General features: G+C 67.9%; 25 protein-coding genes. 24 read left to right on the forward strand and 1 reads right to left on the reverse strand.

The window, feature by feature from the left end:
* The first annotated feature begins 27 nt into the window (after positions 1-27).
* The 4 genes from N7422_RS20695 to trxC all read left to right on the forward strand — a co-directional run bounded on the left by N7422_RS20695 (position 28) and on the right by trxC (position 7,256).
* Complete coding sequence (locus tag N7422_RS20695; RefSeq protein ID WP_279808297.1) at positions 28-1,770, forward strand: potassium/proton antiporter; 1,743 nt, start codon at positions 28-30, stop codon at positions 1,768-1,770.
* Positions 1,771-1,806: 36 nt separating this feature from the next.
* Positions 1,807-5,112 (forward strand): mechanosensitive channel MscK, encoded by a 3,306-nt coding sequence (gene mscK, locus N7422_RS20700; protein WP_279808298.1) that lies wholly within the window; start codon positions 1,807-1,809, stop codon positions 5,110-5,112.
* Between the two features lie 118 nt (positions 5,113-5,230).
* Positions 5,231-6,691 (forward strand): protein adenylyltransferase SelO, encoded by a 1,461-nt coding sequence (gene selO, locus N7422_RS20705; protein WP_279808299.1) that lies wholly within the window; start codon positions 5,231-5,233, stop codon positions 6,689-6,691.
* Between the two features lie 130 nt (positions 6,692-6,821).
* Complete coding sequence (gene trxC, locus N7422_RS20710) at positions 6,822-7,256, forward strand: thioredoxin TrxC (protein WP_279808300.1); 435 nt, start codon at positions 6,822-6,824, stop codon at positions 7,254-7,256.
* On the opposite strand, the gene N7422_RS20715 is transcribed toward trxC, so the two are convergent.
* A complete protein-coding gene (locus N7422_RS20715; protein ID WP_186711981.1) occupies positions 7,253-8,026 on the reverse strand; it encodes a ParA family protein in 774 nt (257 codons plus the stop codon). The genes trxC and N7422_RS20715 overlap by 4 nt on opposite strands.
* A 325-nt stretch (positions 8,027-8,351) precedes the next feature.
* On the opposite strand from N7422_RS20715, the gene N7422_RS20720 reads away from it, so the two are divergent.
* From N7422_RS20720 to N7422_RS20815, 20 genes are read left to right on the forward strand one after another with little or no spacing between them, the layout of a single operon-like run.
* On the forward strand, positions 8,352-9,068 hold the full coding sequence (locus tag N7422_RS20720; protein ID WP_279808301.1) for a beta-ketoacyl synthase chain length factor: 717 nt from the start codon (positions 8,352-8,354) through the stop codon (positions 9,066-9,068).
* Positions 9,044-9,862 (forward strand): lysophospholipid acyltransferase family protein, encoded by an 819-nt coding sequence (locus tag N7422_RS20725; RefSeq protein WP_279808302.1) that lies wholly within the window; start codon positions 9,044-9,046, stop codon positions 9,860-9,862. The genes N7422_RS20720 and N7422_RS20725 overlap by 25 nt, the downstream gene beginning before the upstream one ends.
* Entirely contained in the window at positions 9,831-10,103 is a 273-nt protein-coding gene (locus N7422_RS20730; RefSeq protein ID WP_279808303.1) for a phosphopantetheine-binding protein, read from the forward strand. The genes N7422_RS20725 and N7422_RS20730 overlap by 32 nt, the downstream gene beginning before the upstream one ends.
* A gap of 9 nt (positions 10,104-10,112) precedes the next feature.
* Positions 10,113-10,367, forward strand: a complete 255-nt coding sequence (locus tag N7422_RS20735; protein ID WP_279808304.1) for an acyl carrier protein — start codon at positions 10,113-10,115, stop codon at positions 10,365-10,367.
* Positions 10,364-10,909: a hypothetical protein gene (locus N7422_RS20740; RefSeq protein WP_279808305.1), complete on the forward strand. Its 546-nt coding sequence runs from the start codon at positions 10,364-10,366 to the stop codon at positions 10,907-10,909. Before N7422_RS20735 ends, N7422_RS20740 begins: the two co-directional genes overlap by 4 nt.
* The gene (locus N7422_RS20745) at positions 10,906-12,585 is read left to right on the forward strand and encodes an AMP-binding protein (RefSeq protein WP_279808306.1); all 1,680 of its coding nucleotides are present in this window, start codon (positions 10,906-10,908) and stop codon (positions 12,583-12,585) included. The genes N7422_RS20740 and N7422_RS20745 overlap by 4 nt, the downstream gene beginning before the upstream one ends.
* A complete protein-coding gene (locus N7422_RS20750) occupies positions 12,578-13,312 on the forward strand; it encodes a glycosyltransferase family 2 protein (protein ID WP_279808307.1) in 735 nt (244 codons plus the stop codon). The genes N7422_RS20745 and N7422_RS20750 overlap by 8 nt, the downstream gene beginning before the upstream one ends.
* The gene (locus N7422_RS20755) at positions 13,309-14,247 is read left to right on the forward strand and encodes a glycosyl transferase (RefSeq protein ID WP_279808308.1); all 939 of its coding nucleotides are present in this window, start codon (positions 13,309-13,311) and stop codon (positions 14,245-14,247) included. The genes N7422_RS20750 and N7422_RS20755 overlap by 4 nt, the downstream gene beginning before the upstream one ends.
* Entirely contained in the window at positions 14,228-15,772 is a 1,545-nt protein-coding gene (locus tag N7422_RS20760) for an aromatic amino acid ammonia-lyase (RefSeq protein ID WP_279808309.1), read from the forward strand. Before N7422_RS20755 ends, N7422_RS20760 begins: the two co-directional genes overlap by 20 nt.
* The gene (locus N7422_RS20765) at positions 15,765-16,190 is read left to right on the forward strand and encodes an acyl-CoA thioesterase (RefSeq protein WP_279808310.1); all 426 of its coding nucleotides are present in this window, start codon (positions 15,765-15,767) and stop codon (positions 16,188-16,190) included. Before N7422_RS20760 ends, N7422_RS20765 begins: the two co-directional genes overlap by 8 nt.
* Positions 16,187-16,921 (forward strand): outer membrane lipoprotein carrier protein LolA, encoded by a 735-nt coding sequence (locus tag N7422_RS20770; protein ID WP_347815272.1) that lies wholly within the window; start codon positions 16,187-16,189, stop codon positions 16,919-16,921. The genes N7422_RS20765 and N7422_RS20770 overlap by 4 nt, the downstream gene beginning before the upstream one ends.
* Positions 16,911-19,232: a hypothetical protein gene (locus N7422_RS20775; protein ID WP_279808311.1), complete on the forward strand. Its 2,322-nt coding sequence runs from the start codon at positions 16,911-16,913 to the stop codon at positions 19,230-19,232. Before N7422_RS20770 ends, N7422_RS20775 begins: the two co-directional genes overlap by 11 nt.
* Positions 19,229-20,386 (forward strand): sodium:proton antiporter, encoded by a 1,158-nt coding sequence (locus N7422_RS20780; protein ID WP_279808312.1) that lies wholly within the window; start codon positions 19,229-19,231, stop codon positions 20,384-20,386. Before N7422_RS20775 ends, N7422_RS20780 begins: the two co-directional genes overlap by 4 nt.
* Positions 20,373-21,620, forward strand: a complete 1,248-nt coding sequence (locus N7422_RS20785; protein WP_279808314.1) for an NAD(P)/FAD-dependent oxidoreductase — start codon at positions 20,373-20,375, stop codon at positions 21,618-21,620. Before N7422_RS20780 ends, N7422_RS20785 begins: the two co-directional genes overlap by 14 nt.
* Positions 21,617-22,348, forward strand: a complete 732-nt coding sequence (locus N7422_RS20790) for a class I SAM-dependent methyltransferase (protein ID WP_279808315.1) — start codon at positions 21,617-21,619, stop codon at positions 22,346-22,348. Before N7422_RS20785 ends, N7422_RS20790 begins: the two co-directional genes overlap by 4 nt.
* A complete protein-coding gene (locus N7422_RS20795; RefSeq protein ID WP_279808316.1) occupies positions 22,345-22,830 on the forward strand; it encodes a hypothetical protein in 486 nt (161 codons plus the stop codon). The genes N7422_RS20790 and N7422_RS20795 overlap by 4 nt, the downstream gene beginning before the upstream one ends.
* On the forward strand, positions 22,827-24,020 hold the full coding sequence (locus N7422_RS20800; protein WP_279808317.1) for a beta-ketoacyl-[acyl-carrier-protein] synthase family protein: 1,194 nt from the start codon (positions 22,827-22,829) through the stop codon (positions 24,018-24,020). The genes N7422_RS20795 and N7422_RS20800 overlap by 4 nt, the downstream gene beginning before the upstream one ends.
* Positions 24,017-24,487: a hotdog family protein gene (locus N7422_RS20805; RefSeq protein ID WP_279808318.1), complete on the forward strand. Its 471-nt coding sequence runs from the start codon at positions 24,017-24,019 to the stop codon at positions 24,485-24,487. The genes N7422_RS20800 and N7422_RS20805 overlap by 4 nt, the downstream gene beginning before the upstream one ends.
* The gene (gene fabG, locus N7422_RS20810) at positions 24,480-25,208 is read left to right on the forward strand and encodes a 3-oxoacyl-ACP reductase FabG (protein ID WP_279808319.1); all 729 of its coding nucleotides are present in this window, start codon (positions 24,480-24,482) and stop codon (positions 25,206-25,208) included. The genes N7422_RS20805 and fabG overlap by 8 nt, the downstream gene beginning before the upstream one ends.
* Complete coding sequence (locus N7422_RS20815; RefSeq protein ID WP_279808320.1) at positions 25,208-26,434, forward strand: beta-ketoacyl-ACP synthase; 1,227 nt, start codon at positions 25,208-25,210, stop codon at positions 26,432-26,434. The genes fabG and N7422_RS20815 overlap by 1 nt, the downstream gene beginning before the upstream one ends.
* Positions 26,435-26,438: the final 4 nt, after the last annotated feature.

Below are 26,438 nucleotides of genomic sequence, written 5' to 3' on the forward strand. Positions count from 1 at the left end.
TGCCCTGCTGCCCCTGGAGTACTGCCTTTGGATGCGAGCACCATCAATAGCCTGTTCCTGATCGGCGCACTGCTGGTCGGGGCCAGTATCCTGGTCAGCTCGCTGTCGTCGCGCCTGGGCATCCCCATCCTGGTCATCATCCTCGCCGTCGGCATGATCGCCGGGGTCGATGGTGGCGGCATCATCTTCAACAACTACCCGACCGCTTACCTCGTGGGCAACCTGGCCCTGGCCGTCATCCTGCTCGACGGTGGCCTGCGCACCCGCGTGGCGAGTTTCCGCGTGGCCTTGTGGCCGGCCCTGTCGCTGGCCACCGTCGGCGTGCTGATCACCACCGGGCTGACCGGCATGGTCGCCGCCTGGCTGTTCGACCTCAGCCTGATCCAGGGCCTGCTGATCGGCGCCATCGTCGGCTCCACCGACGCCGCGGCGGTGTTCTCGCTGCTCGGCGGCAAGGGCCTCAACGAACGGGTCACCGCCACCCTGGAAATCGAATCGGGCAGCAACGACCCGATGGCGGTGTTCCTCACCGTCACCCTGATCGACATGATCGCCAGTGGCCAGACCGGCCTGCACTGGAGCCTGCTGACCCACCTGCTGCGCGAGTTCGGCATCGGCGGCCTGCTGGGCCTGGGGGGCGGCTGGCTGATGCTGCAACTGGTCAACCGCATCAACCTGGCGGGCGGCCTGTACCCGATCCTGGTGGTGGCGGGCGGCCTGGTGGTGTTCTCGCTGACCAACGCCCTGCACGGCAGCGGCTTCCTCGCCGTCTACCTGTGCGGCCTGGTGCTCGGCAACCGGCCGATCCGCAGCCGCCACGGCATCCTGCACATGCTCGACGGCATGGCCTGGCTGGCGCAGATCGGCATGTTCCTGGTGCTGGGCCTGCTGGTCACGCCCCACGACCTGCTGCCGATCGCCTTGCCGGCGCTGGGCCTGGCGCTGTGGATGATCCTGGTGGCGCGACCGCTGTCGGTGGTTGCCGCGCTGCTGCCGTTCAAGGCGTTCCATGGGCGCGAGAAAGGCTTCATCAGCTGGGTCGGCCTGCGCGGCGCGGTGCCGATCATCCTCGCGGTGTTCCCGCTGATGGCCGGTTTGCCGCAAGCCCAGCTGTTCTTCAACCTGGCGTTCTTCATCGTGCTGGTGTCGCTGCTGGTGCAAGGCACCAGCCTGCCGTGGATGGCCAAGCTGCTGAAAGTCACGGTACCGCCTGACCCGGCGCCGATCTCGCGCTCGGCGCTGGAGGTGCACATCACCAGCGAATGGGAGCTGTTCGTCTACCGCCTGGGCGCCGAAAAGTGGTGCATCGGCGCTGCCCTGCGCGAACTGAAGATGCCTGAAGGCACGCGTATCGCCGCGCTGTTCCGTGGCGAGCAGTTGCTGCACCCCTCGGGCAGTACCGTGCTCGAAGTCGGCGACATGCTCTGCGTGATCGGCCACGAACACAATCTGCCGGCACTGGGCAAGCTGTTCAGCCAGGCGCCGCAGCGTGGCCTGGACCTGCGTTTCTTCGGCGACTTCGTGCTCGAGGGCGACGCCGAACTGGGCGCGGTGGCGGCACTTTATGGCCTGAAACTCGACGGACTGGACGCGAAAATGCCCCTGGCGCAGTTCATCCGACAGAAGGTCGGAGGCGCGCCAGTAGTAGGCGACCAGATCGAATGGCACAGCACGATCTGGACCGTCGCGGTCATGGACGGGAACAAGATCCAGAAAGTGGGCGTCAGATTCCCCGAAGGTACCCGACCCGGCCCCGGGTTGTTCCTCTAAACTCCGATTTGCCTCGTAGCCCTAAGAATTCTGCCTATGTCCCTGCGTGACCACTGCCGCGCAACCCTGCTGGGGCTGTGCCTGACCCTCTCGTTCGCCGCCGTCGCGGTGGAAGTCCCGACCACTCCGGGCATCCAGAGCAGCCTGAGCAAGATCACCGAACGCAAGCTGCCCGAAGCCGAGCAGAAAGCCGTGCAGCAGGTGCTGGAGCAGACCCTGGCGCTGCTCAACGCCCGCGACGACAGCGAGAAGAAGCTCGAAGCCCTCAAGCAGCAGCTGGCCAGCGCCCCCCAGGAGATCCGCGACAGCCAGCGCGAGCTGATCAAGCTCAAGGCCACCATCACCGTGCCGGTGGCGCAGCGCTACATCAACCTGACGGTGCCCCAGCTCGAACAGATGCTCAGCGAGCGCAGCACCCAGCAGGGCGACCTGCAAAAGGCGCTGTCCGAGGCCAACAGCCTGATCATCAACTCGCAGACCCGCCCCGAGCGCGCGCAGGCCGAGATCAGCAACAACCAGAGCCGCGTCCAGCAGATCAACAACAGCCTCAAGAGCGGCAAGGACGGCGGCAAGACGATCAACGCCGACCAGCGCAACCAGCTCAACGCCGAACTAGCCTCGCTCAACGCCCTTACCCTGCTGCGTCGCCAGGAACTGGCCGGCAACAGCGTGCTGCAGGACCTGGGCAATGCCCGCCACGACCTGCTGATCGAGCGCGCCGCGCGCCTGGAGCAGGAAATCCAGGACCTGCAGACGCTGATCAACGAAAAGCGCCTGGCCCAGTCGCAACAGACCGTCACCCAGCAGTCGATCGAGGCGCAGAAGGCCGGCGGCAGCAACCTGCTGGCCACCGAGAGCACGGCCAACCTGCAACTGTCCGACTACCTGCTGCGCAGCACCGACCGCCTCAACGAGGTGACCCAGCAGAACCTGCGCACCAAGCAGCAGCTCGATACCCTCACCCAGGCCGACCAGGCCCTCGACGAGCAGATCAACGTGCTCAAGGGCAGCCTGCTGCTGTCCAAGATCCTCTACAAGCAGAAGCAGGCGCTGCCGCACCTGAAGCTCGACCGCGACCTGGCCGACCAGATCGCCGACATCCGCCTGTACCAGTTCGAGATCAACCAACAGCGCGAACAGATGAGCAGCCCTTCCAGCTATGTGGACAAGCTGCTGGCCAATCAGCCCCAGGAAGACGTCACCCCGCAACTGCGCAAGGCCCTGCTGGAAGTGGCGATCACCCGCAGCGACCTGCTGGAACGGCTGAACCGCGAGCTGTCGGCGCTGCTCAATGAATGCATCACCCTGCAACTGAACCAGAAACAGCTGCTGAGCACCGCCCAGAACCTGCGCACCACGCTGGAAGAACAGATGTTCTGGATCCCCAGCAACAAGCCGCTGGACTGGCAATGGCTGCGCGAAGTGCCCGAGCGCCTGGCCTACCAGGTGGCCAGCCTGCCCTGGGGTGCCGGCATCAAGGAACTGGGCGACGGCCTGGTGCAGCAGCCGCTGCTGTTCCTGCCCTTGATCCTGGTGATCGGCGCCCTGCTGTGGCGGCGCAAGGCGCTGTATCGGCGGCTGGGCAAGGTCCACCAGGACATCGGCCACTTCAAGCGCGACAGCCAGTGGCACACGCCCCAGGCGATCCTGATCAACATCCTGCTGGCCCTGCCGGTGGCCCTGGCGCTCACCCTGGGCAGCTACGCCCTGCAGATCGACGCCCGTGGCCAGAACGCCAACCTCGGCGCCGCGCTGTGGCAGATCGCCCAGGCCTGGCTGGTGTTCTACACCGCCTACCGCATCCTCGCCCCCGGTGGCGTGGCCGAGATCCATTTCCGCTGGCCCAAGCCCCAGGTCGAATTCCTGCGTGGCTGGGTGCGCCGGCTCGGCACCGTGGTACTGGCCCTGGTCGGCGTGGTGGCGGTGGCCGAGCACCAGCCGTCGGCACTGGCCGACGACGTACTGGGCATCGGCGTGGTGCTGACCTGCTACGCACTGATGGCCTGGCTGCTCAGCCGCCTGCTGCTGAGCAGCCCGGCGCACCGCGACACCTCGCTGTTCCGCAAGGCCGTCGGGGTGGCCTTCACCGCCCTGCCGATCGCCCTGTTCGTGGCGGTGTGCTTCGGCTACTACTACACCGCCCTCAAGCTCACCGACCGGCTGATCTACACCCTCTACCTGCTGCTGTTCTGGCTGGTGATCGAGGCCGCCTTCGTCCGCGGCCTGTCGGTGGCGGCGCGGCGCCTGGCCTACCAGCGCGCCCTGAGCAAGCGCCAGGCCGCCAAGGAAGGACTCGACGGCGAGGTGGTGGTAGAAGAGCCGACCCTGGACATCGAACAGGTCAACCAGCAGTCCCTGCGCCTGATCCGCCTGGCCTTGCTCGGCGGCTTCATCGGCGGGCTGTACTGGGTGTGGGCAGACCTGATCACCGTGTTCTCCTACCTCAACAACGTCACCCTCTACGAGTACAGCAGCGGTACGGGCGCCGCGGCCAGCATGGTGCCGATCAGCCTTGGCGACCTGCTCGGCGCCATGGTCATCGCCGGCATCGCCGTGGCCCTGGCCAGCAACCTGCCTGGCTTGCTCGAAGTGCTGGTGCTGTCGCGCCTGAACCTTGCCCAGGGCAGCGCCTATGCCATCACCACGCTGCTGTCCTATGTGATCGCCGGTGTCGGCATCGTCAGCACCCTGGCCACCCTCGGGGTCAGCTGGGACAAGTTGCAATGGCTGGTGGCGGCACTGTCGCTGGGCCTTGGCTTCGGCATGCAGGAGATCTTCGCCAACTTCATCTCCGGCATCATGATCCTGTTCGAGCGCCCGGTGCGCATCGGCGACACCATCACCATCGGCAACCTGTCCGGCACGGTGAGCAAGATCCGCATCCGCGCCACCACCATCACCGACTTCGACCGCAAGGACATCATCGTCCCCAACAAGACCTTCATCACCGGCCAGCTGATCAACTGGTCGCTGACCGACACGGTCACCCGGGTGACGCTGAAACTGGGCATCGACTACGGTTCGGACCTCGACCTGGTCCGCGACCTGCTGCTCAAGGGCGCGCACGAGAACCCACGCGTGCTCAAGGACCCGGAGCCGTTGGTGTACTTCCTCAACTTCGGCGAAAGCTCGCTGGACCACGAGCTGCGCATGCACGTGCGCGACCTGGGTGACCGCAACCCGACGCTGGACGAGCTCAACCGCTATATCAACCGCGAGTTCAAGGCGCACAACATCAAGATCTCGGTGCGCCAGGTAGAGGTGTTCCTGATGGATACCAAGGGTGGCAAACAGCAGCTCATCCCAATGGAACACAAGCCCGACAGCGCACCTCCTGTCTGAGTGGACGTCAAAGGGGTAACCGCCCAGAATGCCGGCGAGGGCTTCGCCCTCGTTCGCGGGTAAACCCGCGAAGGGCCGCAAAGCGGCCCCAATGGCACCGAATCCAGGAGCAGGCCCCGTGAAGTCCCTCGACCAACTCACCTTCGACAACCGCTTCGCCCGCCTCGGCGATGCCTTCTCCACCCAGGTCCTGCCCGACCCCATTGCCGAGCCGCGCCTGGTCGTCGCCAGCGAATCAGCCATGGCCCTGCTCGACCTCGACCCGGCCCAGGCCGAGCTACCGGTGTTCGCCGAGCTGTTCAGCGGCCACAAGCTCTGGGAAGAGGCCGACCCACGGGCGATGGTTTATTCCGGCCACCAGTTCGGCTCCTACAACCCGCGCCTGGGTGACGGTCGCGGCCTGCTGCTGGGCGAGGTCCTCAACGATGCCGGCGAGCACTGGGACCTGCACCTCAAGGGCGCCGGCCAGACACCTTATTCGCGCATGGGCGATGGTCGCGCCGTGCTGCGCTCGTCGATCCGCGAGTTCCTCGCCTCCGAAGCCCTGCACGCCCTGGGCATTCCCAGCAGCCGCGCACTGTGCGTGATCGGCTCGAGCACGCCGGTATGGCGCGAGAGCCGCGAAAGCGCGGCCATGCTCCTGCGCCTGGCCCAAAGCCACGTGCGCTTCGGTCACTTCGAGTACTTCTACTACACCAAACAGCCGGAACAGCAGCGGGTGCTGATCGATCACGTATTGGAGCAGCACTACCCCGAGTGCCGTGACGTCGAACAACCCTACCTGGCGATGTTCCGCACCATCGTCGAGCGCAACGCCGAGCTGATCGCCCGCTGGCAGGCCTATGGCTTCTGCCATGGCGTGATGAACACCGACAACATGTCGATCCTCGGCATCACCTTCGACTTCGGCCCCTACGCCTTCCTCGACGACTTCGACGCCAACTTCATCTGCAACCATTCCGACGACCGTGGACGCTACAGCTACGCCAACCAGGTACCGATCGCCCACTGGAACCTCAGCGCCCTGGCCCAGGCGCTGACCACGGTGATCGAAGTGGAGCCGCTGAAAGAGGCGCTCGGCCTGTTCCTGCCGCTGTACCAGGCGCACTACCTGGATCTGATGCGTCGCCGCCTGGGCCTGACCACGGCCGAGGACGGCGACATGGCCCTGGTCGAGCGCCTGCTGCAACGCATGCAGAGCGGCGGCGTGGACTACACCTTGTTCTTCCGTCGCCTGGGCGAGCGACCGGTGGCCGAGGCGCTGCAAGTGGTACGCGACGACTTCATCGACCTGGCCGGCTTCGACGCCTGGAGCGCCGACTACCTGGCACGCTGCGAGCGTGAACCGGACAACGCCGAAGGGCGCCGGGAACGGATGCACGCGGTCAATCCGCTGTACGTGCTGCGTAACTACCTGGCGCAGAAGGCCATCGAAGCCGCCGAGGCAGGCGACTACAGTGAAGTGCGGCAGCTACATCAGGTACTGAGCAAGCCGTTCGAGGAACAGCCCGGCATGCAGGCCTATGCCGAGCGGCCGCCAGAGTGGGGCAAGCACCTGGAGATCAGCTGTTCGTCATGAACCCCGGGGCCGCTGCGCGGCCCTTTCGCGACACAAGGCCGCTCCTACAGAAAGACCCATACCCCTGCAGGAGCGGCCTTGTGTCGCGAAAGGGCTGCTCAGCAGCCCCAAGCATCATCAAGGAGACGAAATGTCCGACCCCCTGGTTATCCCCTGCCCCCACTGCAACGGCCTCAGCCGCCTGCCCGCCGAACGCCTGGGCGACAGCCCGAAATGCGGCCGCTGCAAGCAGGACATGCTGCTGCCCCGCCCCTTCGACCTGAGCGAAGCCAGCTACAGCGCCCAGATCAAGGGCGACCTGCCACTGCTGCTGGATGTCTGGGCCGACTGGTGCGGCCCCTGCAAGAGCTTCGCCCCGGTATTCGAACAAGCCGCCCGCCAGCTCAACGGCCGCTGCCGCCTGGCCAAGCTCGACAGCGAGGCCAACCGCAACCTCGCCGGGCAGCTGGGCATCCGCTCGATCCCCAGCCTGATCCTGTTCAGGAATGGCCGCGAGGTGGCGCGCCAGGCTGGGGCGTTTCCACTCCAGTCATTGCTGGAGTGGCTGCGCGGCCAGGGCGTCTAGGCGCTGCGCTCCAGCAGGTCGTGCAACTCGACGAACTGCTGGGTCAGCTTGTGCCGTGGTTCCAGGTGGATCAGCGGCAGGCTGGCATGGTGGGATTCACGCATCTTCACCGAGCTGCCCAGGTACACCGGCAGCACCGGCAGGCCCTCGGCCAGCAGCTCGTCGAGCATCTGCTGCGGCAGGCTGGCACGTGACTGGAACTGATTGACCACGATGCCCTCGACCACCAGCTCGTCGTTATGGTCTTCCTTGAGTTCGTCGATCTCGGCCAGCAGCCCGTATAGGGCCTGACGCGAAAAACTGTCGCAATCGAAGGGAATAAGCACGCGATCAGCGGCGATCAGCGCAGAAACCGCATAGAAGTTCAACGCCGGCGGAGTATCGATGTAGATCCGTTCGTAATCTTCGTCCAGCTCGTCGAGCAGTTTGCGCAGCTTGTTGATCTTGTGCTTGGCCTCCAGCTTGGGCTGCAGGTCGGCCAGCTCCGAGGTGGCGGTGACCACATGGAGGTTGTCGAAGGGGGTTTCGTAGATGTCGACCTTGTTCTTCTTGGCGAACGGCCCGCTGGACAGCGACTGCTTGAAGAAGTCGGCGATGCCCATGGGGATGTCGTCGCCGGTCAGCCCGGTCAGGTACTGGGTGGAGTTGGCCTGCGCATCCAGATCGATCAGCAGGGTCCGATAGCCTTCACTGGCACTGACCGCCGCAAGATTGCAGGCAATGCTCGACTTGCCCACGCCACCTTTCTGATTGAACACCACGCGCCGCATGTCAGACCTCCGTGTATCAACGAATGCCCGAGTATGTGGCGCCCCGGCGTCAATGGCCAGCATTCTTCGCTCAAGTTGTGGCGATTGCATCCGACACTGTATGGCCAACCGATTGTCGGAAATCGCGTACACGAACAGCCAGGAATGACGCACATGCGTGCAGCGATTGTCTGATTGCCACCATGCGGATTGATACACACCCCGGTCACCGGGATAATGCGCGCCACTCGCCCATGCGCTCCCCTGCAAGGCAGGTGGCCAGGGATCACTCCCACGGCAAGGAAATCCTTCAGGGTAGACAGCAGACGCGAACGTCACATTAAACATGATCAGCTTCGACATCAGCCAATGGCGTGCCTGGGCCCCCGGCCTGCAGACACCCGCCGACTGGCAGGCATGGGCGCACGGTGAGTTGCAACCGCATCAGGACGGGGCAGCTCCCGATGTAGCGTTCCTGCCCGCCATGCAACGCCGTCGCCTCAGCCACTTGGCGCGCATGGCCTTCGCCGTGGGCTGGCCGCTTGCCCAAGGGCACGCGCGGTTGCCTTTGGTGTTCGTCTCGCGCCATGGCGAAACGCCGCGGACCTTCTCGATACTTAGCGAACTGGCCGCGGCTCAGCCGTTGTCGCCCACCCAGTTCAGCCTGTCGGTGCACAACGCGGTGATCGGTCAGTGGTCGATCCTGCGCGGCTCGACCTGCGAGATGACGGCCCTGGCCGCGGCCGGCGATGGTTTCGAGCACGGCCTGCTCGAAGCGGCCACGCTGCTGGCCGAGGGCGCCCCGGCGGTACTCGTGGTGGTGGCCGAGGAGCTGCCCCCCGAGGCCTACCGCCCCTGGATCGATGACGTGCCCTTCGCCTATGCCCTGGGCTTGCTGCTGACCCCGGGAACGCAATGGCTGTTGACCCCTGGCCAGGCGGTCACTCCCGCCACGGCGCCTCTGCCCCACGCCCTGAGCTGGTTGCAAGCCTCGCTGAGCGGCCGGGATTCCTTCACCCACACATGGAAGCGTCGTACATGGAACTGGCAACGCCAACCGTGACCCGGACGCGGGACGCCTATCACTGGCGCCTGCTGGCCACCGCCGCGAGCTTCGTGCTGTTCGGGCTGGGCGGGCTGGGCCTGCGCGTGCTGGTGTTTCCCCTGCTCGCCTGCCTGCCCGGCGGCGCCGAGCGCCACCGCCAGCGCGCGCGCCATACCATCAGCTGGCTGTTCTGGCGCTTCGTGCGCTTCATGCACGCCAGCGGCGTGCTCACCTACCAGATCGAGGGCGCCGAGCGCCTCGGGCGCCCCGGGCAGATGATCATCGCCAACCACCCCTCGCTGATCGACGTGGTGTTCCTCATCGGCCTCGTGCGCCAGGCCAACTGCGTGGTCAAGCAGAGCCTGTTCGACAATCCGTTCACCCGTGGCCCGGTGAGCGAGGCCCAGTACATCGGCAACGACGGCAGCATGGACATGCTCGACACCGCAGTAGCCTCGCTGCGACAAGGCCAGACCCTGGTCATCTTCCCCGAGGGCACACGCACCCCGCCCGGCCAGGCGCCCGCCTTTCATCGCGGCGCCGCCGCCATCGCCCTGCGCGGTGCGAAGATCATCACCCCGGTGACCATCCAGGTCAGCCCCACCACCCTGACCAAGCACGAACCCTGGTACCGCATCCCCGCCCGCCGCGTGCATTTCACCCTGCGGGTCGGCGCCGATATCGACCCCCAGGCCTTCGCGGCGCTGGGGCCGGCGCCCCAGGCCTCGCGCAAACTCAACGACCACCTGCACCAGCACTACATCAAGGAGCTCGCCGCCGATGAGCGCGCCACAGCAAGACCTCAACCGTGACCTCAAGCAGCTGATCATCGACGCCCTGGGGCTCGAGGACATCGGCGTGGAGGACATCGCCGACGACCAGACCCTGTTCGGCGAAGGCCTGGGCCTGGACTCGGTGGATGCACTCGAGCTCGGCCTGGCGATCCAGAAACGCTACGGCATCAAGATCGATGCCGACGCCAAGGACACCCGCAACCATTTCAGCAGCGTGGCCGCCCTGGCCGCGTTCGTCACTGCCCGTAAGGCCGCCTGAGACCGTCCCATGCAAACCCGCGAAGACATCTTCAACATCCTGCGCGACGCCCTGGTCGAGCTGTTCGAACTGGAGCCGGCGAGCATCAGCCTGCAGTCCAACCTCTACCAGGATCTGGAAATCGACAGCATCGACGCCGTCGATCTGATCGACCACATCAAGCGCCAGACCGGCAAGAAGATCGCCGCCGATGACTTCAAGTCGGTGCGTACCGTCAATGACGTGGTCGAAGCCGTGTTCCGCCTGGTCAATCCCAGCGCATGAAGCGCCTGATCGGCCTCGGCCTGCTGTTGGCCGGCGTGCTGTATCCCTTTGCGGTGCATTTCGGCATGGGCCACTTCGCCCCCTGGCAGTTCGGTCTGCTGCTCGGCGCGTTGTGGCTGGCTCGTGCCCTGAGCGCGCCACGCCGTCCCGGCAGCCTGTGGATGGCCATCGCCGCCCTGGCGTTCTGCGCCCTGCTGGGCCTGTCCGACAGCCCGCAGCTGCTGCGCTGGTACCCGGTGCTGATCAGCGCGTTCATGCTCGCCCTGTTCGGGGGCACCTTGCTGCACGGCATGCCCATGGCCGAACGCCTGGCCCGCCTGCGCGACCCGGAACTGCCGCCACGGGCGGTGCGCTACACGCGCCAGGTCACCCAGGCGTGGAGCCTGTTCTTCCTGCTCAATGGCCTGATCGCCGCCGGCCTTACCCTGTGGGCGCCGCTGAGCTGGTGGACCCTGTACAACGGCCTGATCGCCTATGCCGCGATGGGCCTGCTGTTCGCCATCGAATGGCTGATACGACAACGTGTGCGAGGACGCTCATGAGCTGGATCAACCTCGAACACCTGCTGCGCCCGCTGGATGCGCCGCGCCAGGTGACCCAGGCACCCGACCTGGACCACGCCCAGCTGTGCCATCAGGCCCTGCGCCTGGCCGGCGGCCTGCGCCAACGTGGCGTAACGCGCCTGGCCGTGCACCTGGAGGACGCCGCGCAATTGGCCATCGCCCTGCTCGGCGCATGGCGCGCCGGGGTCGAGGTGCTACTGCCGGCCGACCTGCAGCCGGGCACGCGCGAGCGCTGGGGCAACCAGGTTGACCTGTGGCTCAGCGACCAGGCCGGCGATGCCGCCCTGGAGGCCCTGCTGGCGGATCCACTGCCCTGGACCGACCTGGACCTCGCGCAGTGCCGCATCAGCCTGTGCACCTCCGGTTCCAGCGGCGAGCCCAAGCGCATCGACAAGCAGCTGCGCCAGCTGGCCAATGAAGTGAGTGCCCTCGAACACCTGTGGGGCAGCACCCTGGGCGACGCCTGGATCATCGGCAGCGTCGCCACCCAGCACATCTACGGCCTGCTGTTTCGCGTGCTCTGGCCACTGTGCGCCGGGCGTGGCTTCGAGCGCCGCCAGTTGCCCTTCCCCGAGGACCTGCAACGCGCCAGCCGCGAGCATCCGGCATTCGCCTGGGTGGCCAGCCCGGCACTGCTCAAGCGCATGGGCGACAACCTCGACTGGCCGGCCCTGCAAGCGGTGCGCAAGGTATTCTCCTCTGGCGGCGAGTTGCCCACCGAGGCCGCGGGGCGCCTGCACCAACGCCTCGGCCAGTGGCCCACGGAGATCCTCGGCAGTTCCGAGACCGGTGGCATCGCCTGGCGCCAGGGCGAAACGCTTTGGCAGCCGTTCGTCGACGTCCGCCTGAGCCAGGACGAGCACGGTGCGCTACGCATCGCTTCGCCCTACCTGCCCGACGGGCATGTCGAGCAGAGCGCCGATGCCGCCGAACTGACCGAGGACGGACGCTTTCGTCTGCTCGGGCGCCTCGACCGCATCGTCAAGCTGGAAGAAAAGCGGGTGTCCCTGCCCATGCTGGAGCATGCCCTGGGCGCCCACGCCTGGGTCGCCGAAGCCCGCCTGGGCATGATCGAGGAAGGCCGTGCCTACCTTGGGGCAGTGGTGGTGCTCTCGCCGAGCGGCCTGCATGCCCTGCGCAACCAGGGACGCCGAGCACTGGTGCAAGGCCTGCGCGCCCACCTGGCCGGGCACTGCGAGCCACTGGCCCTGCCCCGCCGCTGGCGGCTGGTACGACAAATGCCGCTCAACGCCCAGGGCAAGCTGCCCCAGGCCACCCTGCAGGCGCTGCTGCTCGCCCCGCGCAGCCTGGCCCCGGAGGTGCTGGAGCTGCGTCACGAGCAAGGCGAAACGCATCTGCGCCTGGCCGTGCCTGTGGACCTGGCCTGCTTTACCGGGCACTTCCCGCGCACCCCCGTGTTGCCAGGCGTCGTGCAGGTGGACTGGGCCATCGCCCTGGCCGGCGAGCGGCTTGGCATCCAGGGCCGCTTCGCCGGCATGGAGGTGCTCAAGTTCCAGCAACTGGTGCGCCCCGGCGACGAACTGACCCTGACCCTGCGCTTCGACAGCGAGCGCGGCAAGCTGTACTTCGCCTACACCTGCGCCGGGCTGGCCTGCTCCAGTGGTCGCATCCTGCTGGAGGTGGCGCGTGCATAAGCCCTGCGCCGTGATCCCGGTGTACAACCACGAGCAGGCGCTGCCCGCCGTGGTGGCCGACCTGCAGCACGCCGGCCTGCCCTGCGTGCTGGTCGACGACGCCAGCCATGCGGCCTGCGCCCAGGTCCTGCGGCAACTGGCCGGGCAGGCCGACGTGTACCTGGTCACCCTCCCGGTGAACCAGGGCAAGGGCGGCGCGGTCATGGCCGGGCTGCGCGAAGCTTCGCGCCTGGGCTTCAGCCATGCCCTGCAGGTGGATGCCGATGGCCAGCACGACCTGGCCGACGTCAGCCGCTTCCTGGAACAATCCCAGGCTTTCCCGCAGGCGCTGGTGTGCGGCTATCCGCAGTACGACGCCAGCGTGCCCAAGGGTCGCCTGTATGCCCGTTACCTGACCCATGTCTGGGTCTGGATCAACAGCCTGTCGCTGCAGATCCCCGACTCGATGTGCGGCTTTCGGGTCTACCCATTGCCCGCGACCCTGGCGATGATCGACAGCGTCGCCCTTGGGCGGCGCATGGACTTCGATCCGGAGATCCTGGTGCGCCTGGCCTGGCGCAACCAGCCGATGCGCTGGCTGCCGACCCGGGTTCACTACCCGCAGGACGGCCTGTCGCACTTCCGGCTGTTCCACGACAACGCGCTGATCTCCAAGATGCACGCCAAGCTGTTCTTCGGCATGCTCCTGCGCGCGCCGCTGATCCTCTGGCGCAGGTGGCGTGCATGAGCCAGCAGCCCAGGCACTGGGCCGAGCACCAGGAGCGCGGCAGCTTCTGGCTGATGAAGCTGACCGCCACCCTGGTGCGCCTGCTTGGCCGACGCCTGCTCAGCCCGCTGATCCATGTCATCGTCGCGTACTTCTTCCTGTTCGGCCGCCGCGCCCGGCGCAGTGCCTGGCAGTACCAGCAGCGGCTCGCCCGCTGGAATGGCGGACAGACGCCGATGCCCGGCCAGTGGCAGGTGTTTCGCCAGTTCATGGCCTTTGCCGACGCGCTGCTGGACAAGCTCGACGTGTGGAACGGCAAGCTGCGCCTGGAGGACATCGAGATCGACGACCCGGCGCAGTTGCGCCTGCAACTGCGCGGCACGCGTGGCCAGATGCTGGTGGGCGCGCACCTGGGCAACCTCGAGGTGTGCCGTGCCCTGGCCGAGCTCGGCGAGCAGGTGACCATGAACGTGCTGGTGCACACCCGCCACGCCGAACGCTTCAATCGCCTGCTGGGCGAGGCCGGGGCGAGCAACCTGCGGTTGATCCAGGTGAGCGAGCTGGACCCCGCGGTCATGCTGCAGCTGTCCGAGCGCCTGGAGCGCGGCGAGTGGCTGGCCATCGCCGGCGACCGGGTGCCCCTGCACGGCGCGCGCACCGTCGAAGTGGACTTTCTCGGGCACCCGGCCGCCTTCCCGCAAGGCCCCTGGCTGCTGGCCGGCATGCTCGAATGCCCGCTCAACCTGCTGTTCTGCCTCAAGCACCAGGGGCGCTACCGGGTCACCCTCGAACCCTTCGCCGAGCGCGTGCACTGGCGGCGCGGCCAGCGCGACCAGGTGATCGCCGAGTGGGCCGCGCGCTATGCCCAGCGCCTGGGCCACTACTGCGGCCAGGCACCCTTGCAGTGGTTCAATTTCTACCCTTTCTGGAAGACCGATGACGATGCATCCGCATGAGCCTGTAACGTTCGGCGAATCGCCGCTCGCGATCGAAGACGTCCTCGCCCTGGCCGAACGCCGGGCGTCGGCGCGACTGGACAGCGACACCGCCTACCGCGAGCGCATCGAGCGCGGCGCCCGCTTCCTCGACACCCTGCTCGACAAGGAAGGGGTGATCTACGGTGTGACCACAGGCTATGGCGACTCCTGCGTGGTCGCCGTGCCGCTGGAGCACGTCGAGGCCCTGCCGCGTCACCTCTACACCTTCCATGGCTGCGGCCTGGGCAAGCTGCTCGACGCCGTCGCCACCCGCGCCGTGCTCGCCGCCCGCCTGCGCTCGCTGAGCCACGGCGTGTCGGGCGTGCGCCTGGTGCTGCTGGAGCGCCTGCAGCAGTTCCTCGAGCACGACATCCTGCCGCTGATCCCCGAGGAAGGCTCGGTGGGCGCCAGCGGCGACCTGACGCCCCTGTCGTACGTGGCCGCCACCTTGTCCGGCGAGCGCGAGGTGATGTACCGAGGCGAGCGCCGTGACAGTGCCGAGGTGCACCGCGAACTGGGCTGGCAGCCGCTGGTGCTGCGGCCCAAGGAGGCCCTGGCGCTGATGAACGGCACCGCGGTGATGACCGGCCTGGCCTGTCTGGCCTACGCCCGCGCCGACTACCTGCTCAAGCTGGCGACCCGCATCACCGCGCTCAACGTCATCGCCCTGCAAGGCAACCCGGAACACTTCGACGAGCGCCTGTTCGCCGCCAAGCCGCACCCCGGCCAGACCCAGGTCGCCGCCTGGCTGCGCCAGGACCTGGCCATCGACGCCCCGCTGCCATCCCTGCACCGCCTGCAGGACCGCTACTCGCTGCGTTGCGCGCCCCATGTGCTGGGCGTGCTGGCCGACAGCCTGGGCTGGCTGCGCGGCTTCATCGAGACCGAGCTGAACAGCGCCAACGACAACCCGATCATCGACGGCGACGCCGAGCGCGTGCTGCATGGCGGGCACTTCTACGGCGGGCACATCGCCTTCGCCATGGACAGCCTGAAGACCCTGGTGGCCAACGTCGCCGACCTGCTCGACCGACAGCTCGCCCTGCTGGTGGACGTGCGCTACAACCACGGCCTGCCGAGCAACCTATCCGGCGCCGAGGCCGAACGGGCGATGCTCAACCACGGTTTCAAGGCCGTGCAGATCGGCGCCAGCGCCTGGACCGCCGAAGCGCTCAAGCAGACCATGCCGGCCAGCGTGTTCTCACGCTCCACCGAGTGCCACAACCAGGACAAGGTGAGCATGGGCACCATCGCCGCCCGCGACGCCCTGCGCGTACTGGAACTGACCGAGCAGGTCGCCGCCGCGACCCTGCTGGCGGCCAACCAAGGGGTCTGGCTGCGCGCGCGTCAGGCCGATGCGCGGACATTGCCTGCGACCCTGGCGCGGATGCACGAGGCCCTGCTCGAGGACTTCGCCCCGGTCATCGAGGACCGCGCCCTGGAGCGCGACCTGCGCCTGTGCCTGGAGCGCATCGGCCAGCGCCACTGGAGGCTGCATGCGTAACCCTGGCGTGTTCCATGTCGACAGCGAAATCGTCGTGCCCTTCTTCGACGTCGACAGCATGCACATCGTCTGGCACGGCCACTACGTCAAGTACCTCGAGGTCGCGCGTTGCGCCCTGCTCGAGCGCCTGGCCCACGACTATGTGCGGATGCAGGCCAGCGGCTACGCGTGGCCGGTGATCGACCTGCAGCTGCGCTACATCCGCGGCGCCACCTTCGGCCAGCGCCTGCGCGTGCGGGCCAGCCTGGTGGAGTGGGAGAACCGCCTGAAGCTGCACTACCTGATCAGCGATGCCGAGACCGGCGAACGCATGACCCGGGCCAGCACCGTGCAGGTTGCCGTGCACATCGAAAGCGGCGAAATGCAGCTGGCCTCGCCCCAGGTGATGCTCGATGCCGTCGCCAAGGTGCTGCCATGAGCGCCTCTCATGGCTTCGCACGATCCGTGTGGGAGCGGCCTTGCGTCGCGAAAGGGCCGCGAAGCGGCGCCTGGATTTCGACAACGCTGCTTGGATGGCTGGGGCCGCTACGCGGCCCTTTCGCGACGCAAGGCCGCTCCCACAGGGCCCTGATAACCATCGTCCTGCTGCTCATCAGCCCCCTGGCCCAGGCCTTCACCCTCGACGACCTGCAAAAACAGCTCAGCGAACCGGCGGTGGTCAAGGGCCCGTTCATCCAGGAGAAGCACCTGCGCGCCCTGCCCCAGCCGTTGCTGAGCAAAGGCCGCTTCGTCCTGGCCCGCGACCACGGCCTGCTCTGGCTGCTGGAAACCCCACTGCGCCAGGACTACCGCATCGACGCCAGCGGTATCGCCCGCCGCGACCCGAGCGGCTGGCAGACCCTGCCCAGCCACAGTGCCGGCGCCCAGCAGAACCGCCTGTTCTTCGCCGTGCTGCAAGGTGACAGCAGCGGCCTGCAACGCGACTTCGAGCTGAGTCTCAGTGGCGATGCCACGCACTGGCAATTGCGCCTGACGCCCCGTTCGCTGCTGCTCAGGCAGGTCTTCGCGCGCATCGACATCAGCGGCGGACGCTTCGTCGAACGCATCGAACTGAGTGAAACCCAGGGCGACAGCACCGTGCTGCGCCTGCCCGAAAGCAGCGGCGCCCCTGCCCTGAGCGATGCGGAGCGCAGCGACTTTGCCGACTGAACGCCTGTTGCCACGCCTGTTCCTCGCCCTGCTGCTGGTGATGCTCGCTGTCGCCGGCTGGCAATGGCACCGAGGAGCGCCGCTGTCGGCCGACCTGATGACGCTGGTCCCCGGCGCCACCCATGATCCGCTGGTGGAGCGCGCCGAGCAGCGCATGCAGGAGCCGCTCAACCGCGAGCTCCTGGTACTGGTCGGCCACGCCGATCGCCAGCAGGCATTGGCGCTGGCCGAGCGACTGGCCGGGCAGTGGCAGGCCAGCGGCCTGTTCGAAAAGGTGCAATGGAGCCTGCAGACCGACCTCGCGGCCGTGCGCGAACAGTTGCTCCGGGGACGCCTGGCGATGCTCTCGGCCGTGGATCGCCAGCAACTGCGCGAACACCCCGATGCCTTCGTCGAGCAACGTGTGCAAAGCCTGTTCGACCCCTTCGCCGGCCTCAGCCTGGTGCCCAGCCAGGACGACTGGCTGGGCCTGACCGGGCGTATCCAGAACAGCCAGCCAAAGCCTGCCAACGTCACCCTGGACACCGCCAGCGGGGCCCTGGTCGCCGAGGCTGACGGTCGCCATTGGGTACTGGTGCGCGCCCGCACCCTGGGCAATGCCTTCGATATGCACCTGCCGCTGCAAGTGGCCGGGCTGCTGGCCGACGCCCGCGCCCAGGCCGACCGACAGGATGCGCGGCTGCTGGCCGCCAGCGGCCTGTTGCATGCCGCCGCCGGCCAGCGGCAGGCCAGCCGCGAGATCACCTGGGTCGGCGGTGGCGCCACCCTCGGCATCCTCCTGCTGTTGCTGCTGGCTTTCCGTCGCTGGCGCGTGCTGCTGGCCTTCGTCCCGGTTCTGGTAGGCATGCTGTTCGGCTCGGTGGTGTGCGTGGCGCTGTTCGGCCAGATGCACGTGATGACCCTGGTGCTGGGCTCCAGCCTGATCGGCGTGGCCGTGGACTATCCCCTGCACTATCTGTCGAAAAGCTGGAGCCTGCGTCCCTGGCGCAGCTGGCCCGCGGTGCGCCTGACCCTGCCGGGCATGAGCCTGAGCCTGGCCACCAGCTGCATCGGCTACCTGGCACTGGCCTTCACGCCGTTCCCGGCCCTGACCCAGATCGCCGCCTTCTCTGCCGCCGGCCTGGTCGGCGCCTACCTGAGCGCGGTATGCCTGCTGCCGGCGTTGCTCGGCGGTGTCGAGCTGCGCCCGGCGCAATGGCCGCTGGGTGTCGCCGAAACGCTCACCGGCTGGCGCGAGCGCCTGCTGCGCAAGGTACCCAGTAGTGCGCTGCTGGCGCTGGTGCTGGCGTTCTGCGCGCTGGGCCTGTGGCGCCTCGATACCCACAACGACATCCGCCAGTGGGTCGGCAGCCCGCCCCAGTTGCTCGAAGAGGCACAGGCCGTGGCGCGCATCACCGGTTACCAGCCCACCAGCCAGTTCTTCCTGGTGCGCGGCGCCGACCAGCAGCAGTTGCTCGAGCGCCTGCAGGCCTTGTCGGTCAAGCTCGGCGAGCTGGTCGACCTGGACAAGCTCAAGGGCTACATGAGCCTCGGACAGCTGGTCGCCAGCCCGGCGGAACAGACCGCGACGCGCCTGGCGCTGGCCAGCCTGCCCGACCACTGGCAAGCGCTGGTGGACCTGGGTGTACCACGGGCCGCGCTGGACGACGAACTGACGCGACTGGGCGCGCTGCCCACGCAGACCATCGACCAGGTGCTGGCCGGCCCGCTGGGGGAAGCCTGGCGGCCTCTGTGGCTTGGCCAGGACGGCAGCGGCGTGGCGGCTATCGTCAGCCTGCAAGGCCAGGCCGATGCGGCGTTGCTGCGCCTGCAGGTCGGCGATCTGGCGGGCGTCCAGCTGGTGGATCGTCTCGGCGAGCTGAACCAGCTGTTCGCCGCCACCCAGCTCAGCGCCGCCGAGCTCAAGCTGCTGTCCTGCGCGTTGATCCTGGTGCTGCTGGTGCTGCCGTTCGGCCTGACCGGCGCACTGCGCATCGTCGCCCTGCCGCTGCTGGCGGCATTGTGCAGCCTGGCGAGCCTGGGCTGGCTCGGCCAACCGCTGACGCTGTTCAGCCTGTTCGGCCTGCTGTTGGTCACCGCCATCAGCGTCGACTACGCGATCCTCATGCACGAACGCATCGGCGGCGCCGCCGTCAGCCTGCTCGGCACCTTGCTCGCCGCCCTCACCACCTGGCTGTCGTTCGGCCTGCTGGCACTTTCCAGCACCCCGGCGGTGAGCAACTTCGGCCTGGCGGTGAGTCTGGGCCTGGCTTTCAGCTTCCTGCTGGCCCCCTGGGCCGCCCCCCGCGATGGAGCGCGCACGCAACCATGACCGTCCTGTTGTTCTGGGCCCTGGCCCTGTCGCTGTATGCGCTGGCCAGCACCCTGGGCAAGCGCCTGGGGCTGATCCCGATCGTCAGCCAGCTGTTGCTGGCGACCCTGGTGCTGCCGGTGGTCATGCTCCTGTGGGTCGAGCCGCACTGGCAGGTCGATGGCGCCGCGCTGGTGGCCCCGGCCTGGCTGAAGGCCCTCTACGGCTGCAGCTTCGCCCTGCTGCTGGGGCATATCCTCACCGACGTCGTGGAGCTGCGCCCCGACCGCGAGGCGCTGAAGCTCGCGGTACCCAGCTTCCTGGTACCGTTCGCCTGCGGGCTCGGTTGCGCAGTGTGGCTGCTCGACCAGGGCGGGGTGACCGCGCTGGCCCTGGGCCTGGTGTTCGCCATCACCGCGATCCCGGTGCTGTACCTGTACCTGCGCGCCATCGACTACCCTCCCGCGGCCAGCCGTCGCCTGCTGCAAGCCGCGATCCTGATCGACCTGGTGTGCTGGCTGCTGCTGGGGCTTGGCCAGGGCACCCTGCAGCCGGGCAGCCTGGTCCTGCCGCTGCTGGCGGCGCTGCTGCCGCTGCCACTGCACGCCCTCGGCCTGCGCGCGCCCAAGGCCTATGGCCTGCTGTTCCTGTTGCTGCTGTTCGGCGCCGAGCACTACCGACTCAACGCCCTGATCTTCGGTATCGGCTACCTGGGTTGCCTGGCATGGCTCGAGGTGCCGGTGCGCCTGCCACTGTCCGCGGCCTGGAGCCGCCGCCTGCAACAGGGTTTCGCGGTCCCGCTGATCCTTACCTACGGCGTGGTGCAGATTGACGTGCACCACGCGTTGCAGGGCTTCGACGGCTGGCAGTTGGCGGCGCTGCTGGCACTGCCGATCCTCAGCAAGCTGCTCGGCAACTGGCTCGGCCTGAGTTGGGCGACGCCCTCGTTCGCCGGTGCCAGCATGTGGCGCGAAAGCCTGTTGCTGAACATCCGCGGCCTCAGCGAGATCGTCTTCCTCAACCTGCTGCTGTCCCAGCAACTGATCAGCCCGGCGCTGTACTTCGCGCTGATGCTGATGAGCCTGGTCGCCACCCTGATGCCCGCGCTGGCGGGCCTGCACCGTCTACCCCTTACTTCTGTTTCCCCGGCAAGGAGGCCTCATGCCGAACACTGAACTGCAACAACGCCAGGTCCTGGTGATCGGTGCCGGCCCGTCCGGCGCCATCGCCGCCGCGCTGCTCAAGCGCCACGGCCATGACGTGCTGATCATCGAACGCCAGCGTTTCCCGCGCTTCTCCATCGGCGAGAGCCTGCTGTCGCACTGCCTCGACTTCGTCGAAGAAGCCGGCATGCTCGAAGCCCTGCAGGCCGCGGGTTTCCAGCACAAGAACGGCGCGGCCTTCGCCTGGGGCGATGAATACACGCACTTCGACTTCGGCCAGACCTTCACCCAGGGCAAGCCGAGCACCTTCCAGGTGCAGCGCGCACGCTTCGACCAGTTGCTGGCCGACCAGGCCGAGGCGCAGGGCGTGGAGATCCGCTACGAGCAGGAAATCGTCAGCGCCGACATGAGTGGCGCGCAACCCCACGTGCGCGTGCGCCGCGCGGATGGCAGCGAGTACCAGGTCCAGGCCACCTTCGTGCTCGACGCCAGTGGCTATGGTCGGGTGCTGCCGCGCCTGCTCGACCTGGAGGCACCGTCGAACTTCCCGGTGCGCCAGGCGGTGTTCACCCATGTCGAGGACCGCATCGACCACCCCGGCTTCGATCGCGACAAGATTCTCATCACCACCCACCCCGAGCACCGCGACATCTGGTTCTGGACCATCCCCTTCAGCGATGGCCGCACTTCGCTGGGCGTGGTCGCCGCGGCCGAGCGCTTCGCCGACGCGCCATCCGACCTGGACCAGTGCCTGAAGCACTTCGTGGCGCAGACCCCGAGCCTGTCCAAGGTCCTGGTCAACGCGGTGTGGGACACCCCGGCGCGCACCATCGGCGGCTACTCGGCCAACGTCAAGCGCCTGCATGGCAAAGGCTTCGCCCTGCTGGGCAACGCCGCCGAGTTCCTCGACCCGGTGTTCTCCTCGGGCGTGACCATCGCCATGCGCTCGGCCAGCATGGCCGCCGGCCTGCTGCACCGCCAGCTGCAGGGCGAGACGGTGGACTGGCAGACCGAGTTCGCCGACCCGCTCAAGCGCGGCGTCGACACGTTCCGGGTGTATGTGGAGGGCTGGTACGACGGCGGCTTCCAGGACGTGATCTACCATCCCGGCAGCTCGCCGGAGATCCGCGCCATGATCAGTTCGATCCTCGCCGGCTACGCCTGGGACACCCGCAACCCGTTCGTCGCCGAGCCCCGGCGACGCCTGCGCACCCTGGCCGAACTGTGCGCGAGGGAACCGGCATGAGCCAGCAGCCCTACCTCAGCGAGACCTACGTCGAGGAAACCCGCATCGGCTTCCGCTTCCTCAGCAGCCACACCTGGCAGCACCACGTGCTGCGCGTGGCCATCGACGACCTGCGCCGCCTGTTCGACGGCGAACCGCCCCAGGCCCCAGTGCTGCTCGATGCCGGCTGCGGCCAGGGCAAGTCGTTCAAGCACCTGCACCAGGTGTTCGCCCCGGCGCGCCTGCTCGGCACCGATGCCGACCCGCACAGCCTCGACCTCAGCGCCGCCGAAGCCGGGCGCCTGGGCATCGAGGTGGAGCTGCGCGGCAGCGACTGCGCCCAGCTGCCCTACCCGGACGCCAGCGTCGACCTTCTGTTCTGCCACCAGACCTTCCACCACCTGGTCGAGCAGGAGAAGGCCCTGGCCGAGTTCCATCGCGTGCTCAAGCCCGGCGGCTACCTGCTGTTCGCCGAGTCCACCGAGGCCTACATCGACACCTGGGTGATCCGCTGGTTCTTCCGCCACCCCATGCATGTGCAGAAAAGCGCCGAAGGCTACCTGCGGATGCTCCGCGAGCAAGGCTTCGTGTTCGGCCCGCAGAACGTGTCTTACCCCTACCTGTGGTGGAGCCGGGCCAAGGACTTCGGCCTGCTCGAACGCCTCGGCCTGCGCAAGCCGCCACCCGTGGGCCAGCGTGAGGAGACGCTGGTCAACGTGGTGGCGCGCAAACCCCTGGAGCCTGCATGAAAGCGCTATTGGCGATGGCCCTGTGCCTGCTGCTCGGCGCCTGCGCCGCCCATGCGCCGCTGCCCACGCAACTGCCGGCGCTGACGCTGCCACAGCAGTTGCATGTGGCCCGCGAGCAGGCCGGGCAACGCCAGGACTGGCTGCTGGTGATCCAGCGTGAAGAGGGCCGCCTGCGCTGGTCGCTGCTGGACCCGCTGGGCATCCCCCAGGCCCGTCAGCTGCTCGATGGCCAACGCTGGCAGGCCGACGGCCTGCTGCCACCCAACCCCGAGGCCCGGGAACTGTTCGCCGCCACATTGTTCGCCCTGACCCCGGCCGGCCAACTGCCGCTGCTGTATCCGCAGGCCCGCCAGCAAGGCGATCGGCGCTGGCTCGACGACCGCTGGCAGGTCACCTATCGGGCCGTCGACCGCTTCGACTTGAACCTGGGCCAGGGCCTGCGTTATGTAGTCGACCCACTGCCCAGCGAGACCGCGCCATGACCGCCTACCTCAATGCCCTGGGCCTGGTCTGCGCCCTTGGTCGCAGCCAGGCCGAAGTGGCTGCCCGCCTGTTCGCCGGCGACTGCTCCGGCATGCGGCACCAGGATGGCTGGATCCCCGGACGCCGCCCCCCGGTCGGCGCGGTGAGCGGCGAGCTGCCGGCATTGCCCTTGCCCGACCGGCACAGTCGCAACAACCAGCTGCTGTACAGCGCCGCCCTGCAGATCGAGCCGGCCATTCGCCAGGCCATCGCCGAGCATGGCCCGCAACGCATCGCGGTGATTCTCGGCACCAGCACGTCCGGGATCGCCGAAGCCAGCGAGGGCATCGCCCACTACCTGCAGGCCGGACACTTCCCCGACCACTACCGCTATGACCAGCAGGAACTGAGCGCGCCGGCCAATTTCCTCGCCGACTGGCTGCAACTGAGCGGCCCGGCCTATGTGATTTCCACCGCCTGCACCTCCAGCGGGCGGGCCCTGCTCAGCGCCCGTCGCCTGCTGGAGCAAGGCCTGTGCGACGCCGTGCTGTGCGGCGGCGTGGACAGCCTGTGCGGCCTGACCCTCAACGGCTTCAGCGCCCTGGAGGCGGTGAGCGAGCAACGCTGCAACCCGTTCTCGGTCAATCGCGACGGTATCAACATCGGTGAAGCCGCGGCGCTGTTCCTGATGACCCGCGAGCGCAACCGCGAAGGCCCTTGCATCGCCCTCCTCGGTGCCGGCGCCAGCTCCGACGCGCACCATATCTCCGCGCCGGACCCGACCGGTGCCGGCGCCTTGCAGTGCATGGGCAAAGCACTGGACAATGCCGGCCTTGCGCCGGCGCAGATCGACTACCTGAACCTGCACGGCACCGCCACGGCGCACAACGACGCCATGGAAAGCCTGGCCGTGCACAGCCTGTTCGGCGGCGCCCTGCCTTGCTCGTCGAGCAAGCCACTGACCGGCCACACCCTCGGCGCCGCCGGTGCCCTGGAAGCGGCCTTCTGCTGGCTGAGCCTGAGCGAGCACAACCGGCAAGGCCTGCTGCCACCGCACGTGTGGGACGGCCAGCGGGATCCGCTGCTGCCAGGCCTGGCACTGGTCGACGGCAGTCAGCGCCTGGACGCCCGGCGACCACGTCGATTGATGAGCAACTCGTTCGCCTTCGGCGGCAACAACGTCAGCCTGATTCTCGGAGACACCCCATGATTTCCTGGCCTTTGGCCGAACTGCTGCCCCACGCCGGCGACATGATCCTGATCGACCGGATCGACAGCTGCGAGGAGGAGCAGATCCACACCCGCGCCACGGTGCGTCCTGGCGGCCTGTTCAATCGCGCCGACGGCAGCCTGCCGGCCTGGCTGGGCGTCGAGCTGATGGCCCAGAGCGTGGCCGCCTACGCCGGCTGCCGCGCCCGCCGCAGCGGCCAGCCCGTGGAGCTGGGATTTCTGCTGGGCACCCGCAAGTACGAATGCGATGTCGAGCATTTTCCGGTCGGCGCCGAACTGCACATCCACGCCCTGCGCTCGCTCGAAGACGAGAACGGCATGGGCGTGTTCGAATGCCACCTGCGCGGCCCCGGCATCCACGCCAGCGCCCGCCTGAATGTCTACCGCCCGCCACAAGTGGCCAGCTACCTGGCCGAAGCGGGCCCAGAGGAGTCCTCCCATGACTGACACCATCCTGGTCACCGGCTCGAGCCGGGGCATCGGCCGGGCCATTGCCCTGCGCCTGGCCCGCTCCGGTTACGACCTGGTGCTGCATTGCCGCAGCGGCCGCGCCGAGGCCGAAGCCGTGGCCGCCGAAGTCAGCGCGCTGGGCCGGCAGGCGCGGGTGCTGCAGTTCGACGTGGCCGACCGCGCCACCTGCCGGGCCATCCTCGAGGCCGATGTCGAAGCCCATGGCGCCTACTACGGCGTGGTGTGCAACGCCGGCCTGACCCGCGATGGCGCCTTCCCGGCGCTCACCGACGAGGACTGGGACCAGGTCCTGCGCACCAACCTCGACGGCTTCTACAACGTGCTGCAGCCACTGACCATGCCGATGATCCGCCGCCGCGCGCCAGGGCGGATCGTCTGCATCACCTCGGTGTCGGGGCTGATCGGCAACCGTGGCCAGGTCAACTACAGCGCTTCGAAGGCAGGCCTGATCGGCGCCGCCAAGGCCCTGGCGATCGAGCTGGGCAAACGCCGCATCACGGTCAACTGCGTGGCGCCCGGGCTGATCGACACCGCCATGCTCGACGAGCATGTGCCGGTCGACGAACTGCTGAAGATGATCCCGGCCGGGCGCATGGGCACGCCGGAAGAGGTGGCGGGCGCGGTGAACTTCCTGATGTCGCCCGAGGCGGCCTATATCACCCGCCAGGTGCTGGCGGTCAACGGAGGGCTGTGCTGATGCGCCGCGTCGTGGTCACCGGCATGGCCGGCCTCACCGCCCTGGGCAACGACTGGGCCACCATCGCCGGGCATTTCGCCGGCCAGCGCAGCGGCATCCGCCGCATGCACGAGTGGGACCGTTTCGAGGAACTGAACACACGCCTGGCCGGGCCGATCGATGACTTCCAGGTGCCCGGCCACTGGACCCGCAAGCAGCTGCGCAGCATGGGCCGCGTTTCGCGCCTGGCAGTGGCCGCCGCCGAGCGGGCCCTGGCCGACGCCGGGCTGCTCGACGACCCGAGCATTCGCGACGGGCGCATGGGCGTGGCCTGCGGCTCCTCCACCGGCAGCACCGACGAGATCAAGGCGTTCGGCAACATGCTGCTCAACTCGGTGGCCGACGGTCTCAACGCCAACTCCTACGTGCGCATGATGCCGCACACCACCGCCGCCAACATCAGCATCTTCTTCGGCCTCACCGGGCGCCTGATCCCCACCTCCAGCGCCTGCACCAGCGGCAGCCAGGGCATCGGCTACGCCTACGAGGCGATCAAGTACGGCCGCCTGCCGCTGATGCTCGCCGGTGGCGCCGAAGAGCTGTGCCCCACCGAAGCGATGGTGTTCGACGCGCTGTACGCCACCAGCCTGAAGAACGACACCCCGCACCTGAGCCCAAGGCCCTACGACAGCGGCCGGGACGGGCTGGTGATCGGCGAGGGCGGCGGCATGCTGGTGCTCGAGGAGCTGGAGCATGCCCTGGCCCGTGGCGCCCGGATCCACGCCGAGATCGTCGGTTTCGGCAGCAACGCCGACGGCCAGCACACCACCCGCCCCGAGCAGACCACCATGCGCCGGGCCATGGAGCTGGCGCTGGAGGATGCCGCCCTGCCGCCCGAGGCGATCGGCTACGTCAACGGCCACGGCACCGCCACCGAGCAGGGCGACATCGCCGAGACCCTGGCCACCAGCAGCCTGTTCGGCCCACGCATGGCGATCAGCTCGCAGAAGAGCTTCCTCGGCCACACCCTGGGCGCCTGCGGCGCGCTGGAATCGTGGTTCAGCATCGAGATGATGAACAGCGACCGCTACGCGCACACCCTCAACCTCGACGACATCGACCCACGCTGTGGCGAGCTGGACTACCTGCGCGGCGAATTCCGCGGCATGAGCCACGAGCATGTGATGAACAACAACTTTGCCTTCGGCGGCGTCAACACCTCGTTGATCTTCCGCCGCTGGCCCTGACACC

The sequence above is a fragment of the Pseudomonas sp. GD04091 genome (assembly GCF_029836165.1).
In the GTDB taxonomy this organism is placed as follows: domain Bacteria; phylum Pseudomonadota; class Gammaproteobacteria; order Pseudomonadales; family Pseudomonadaceae; genus Aquipseudomonas.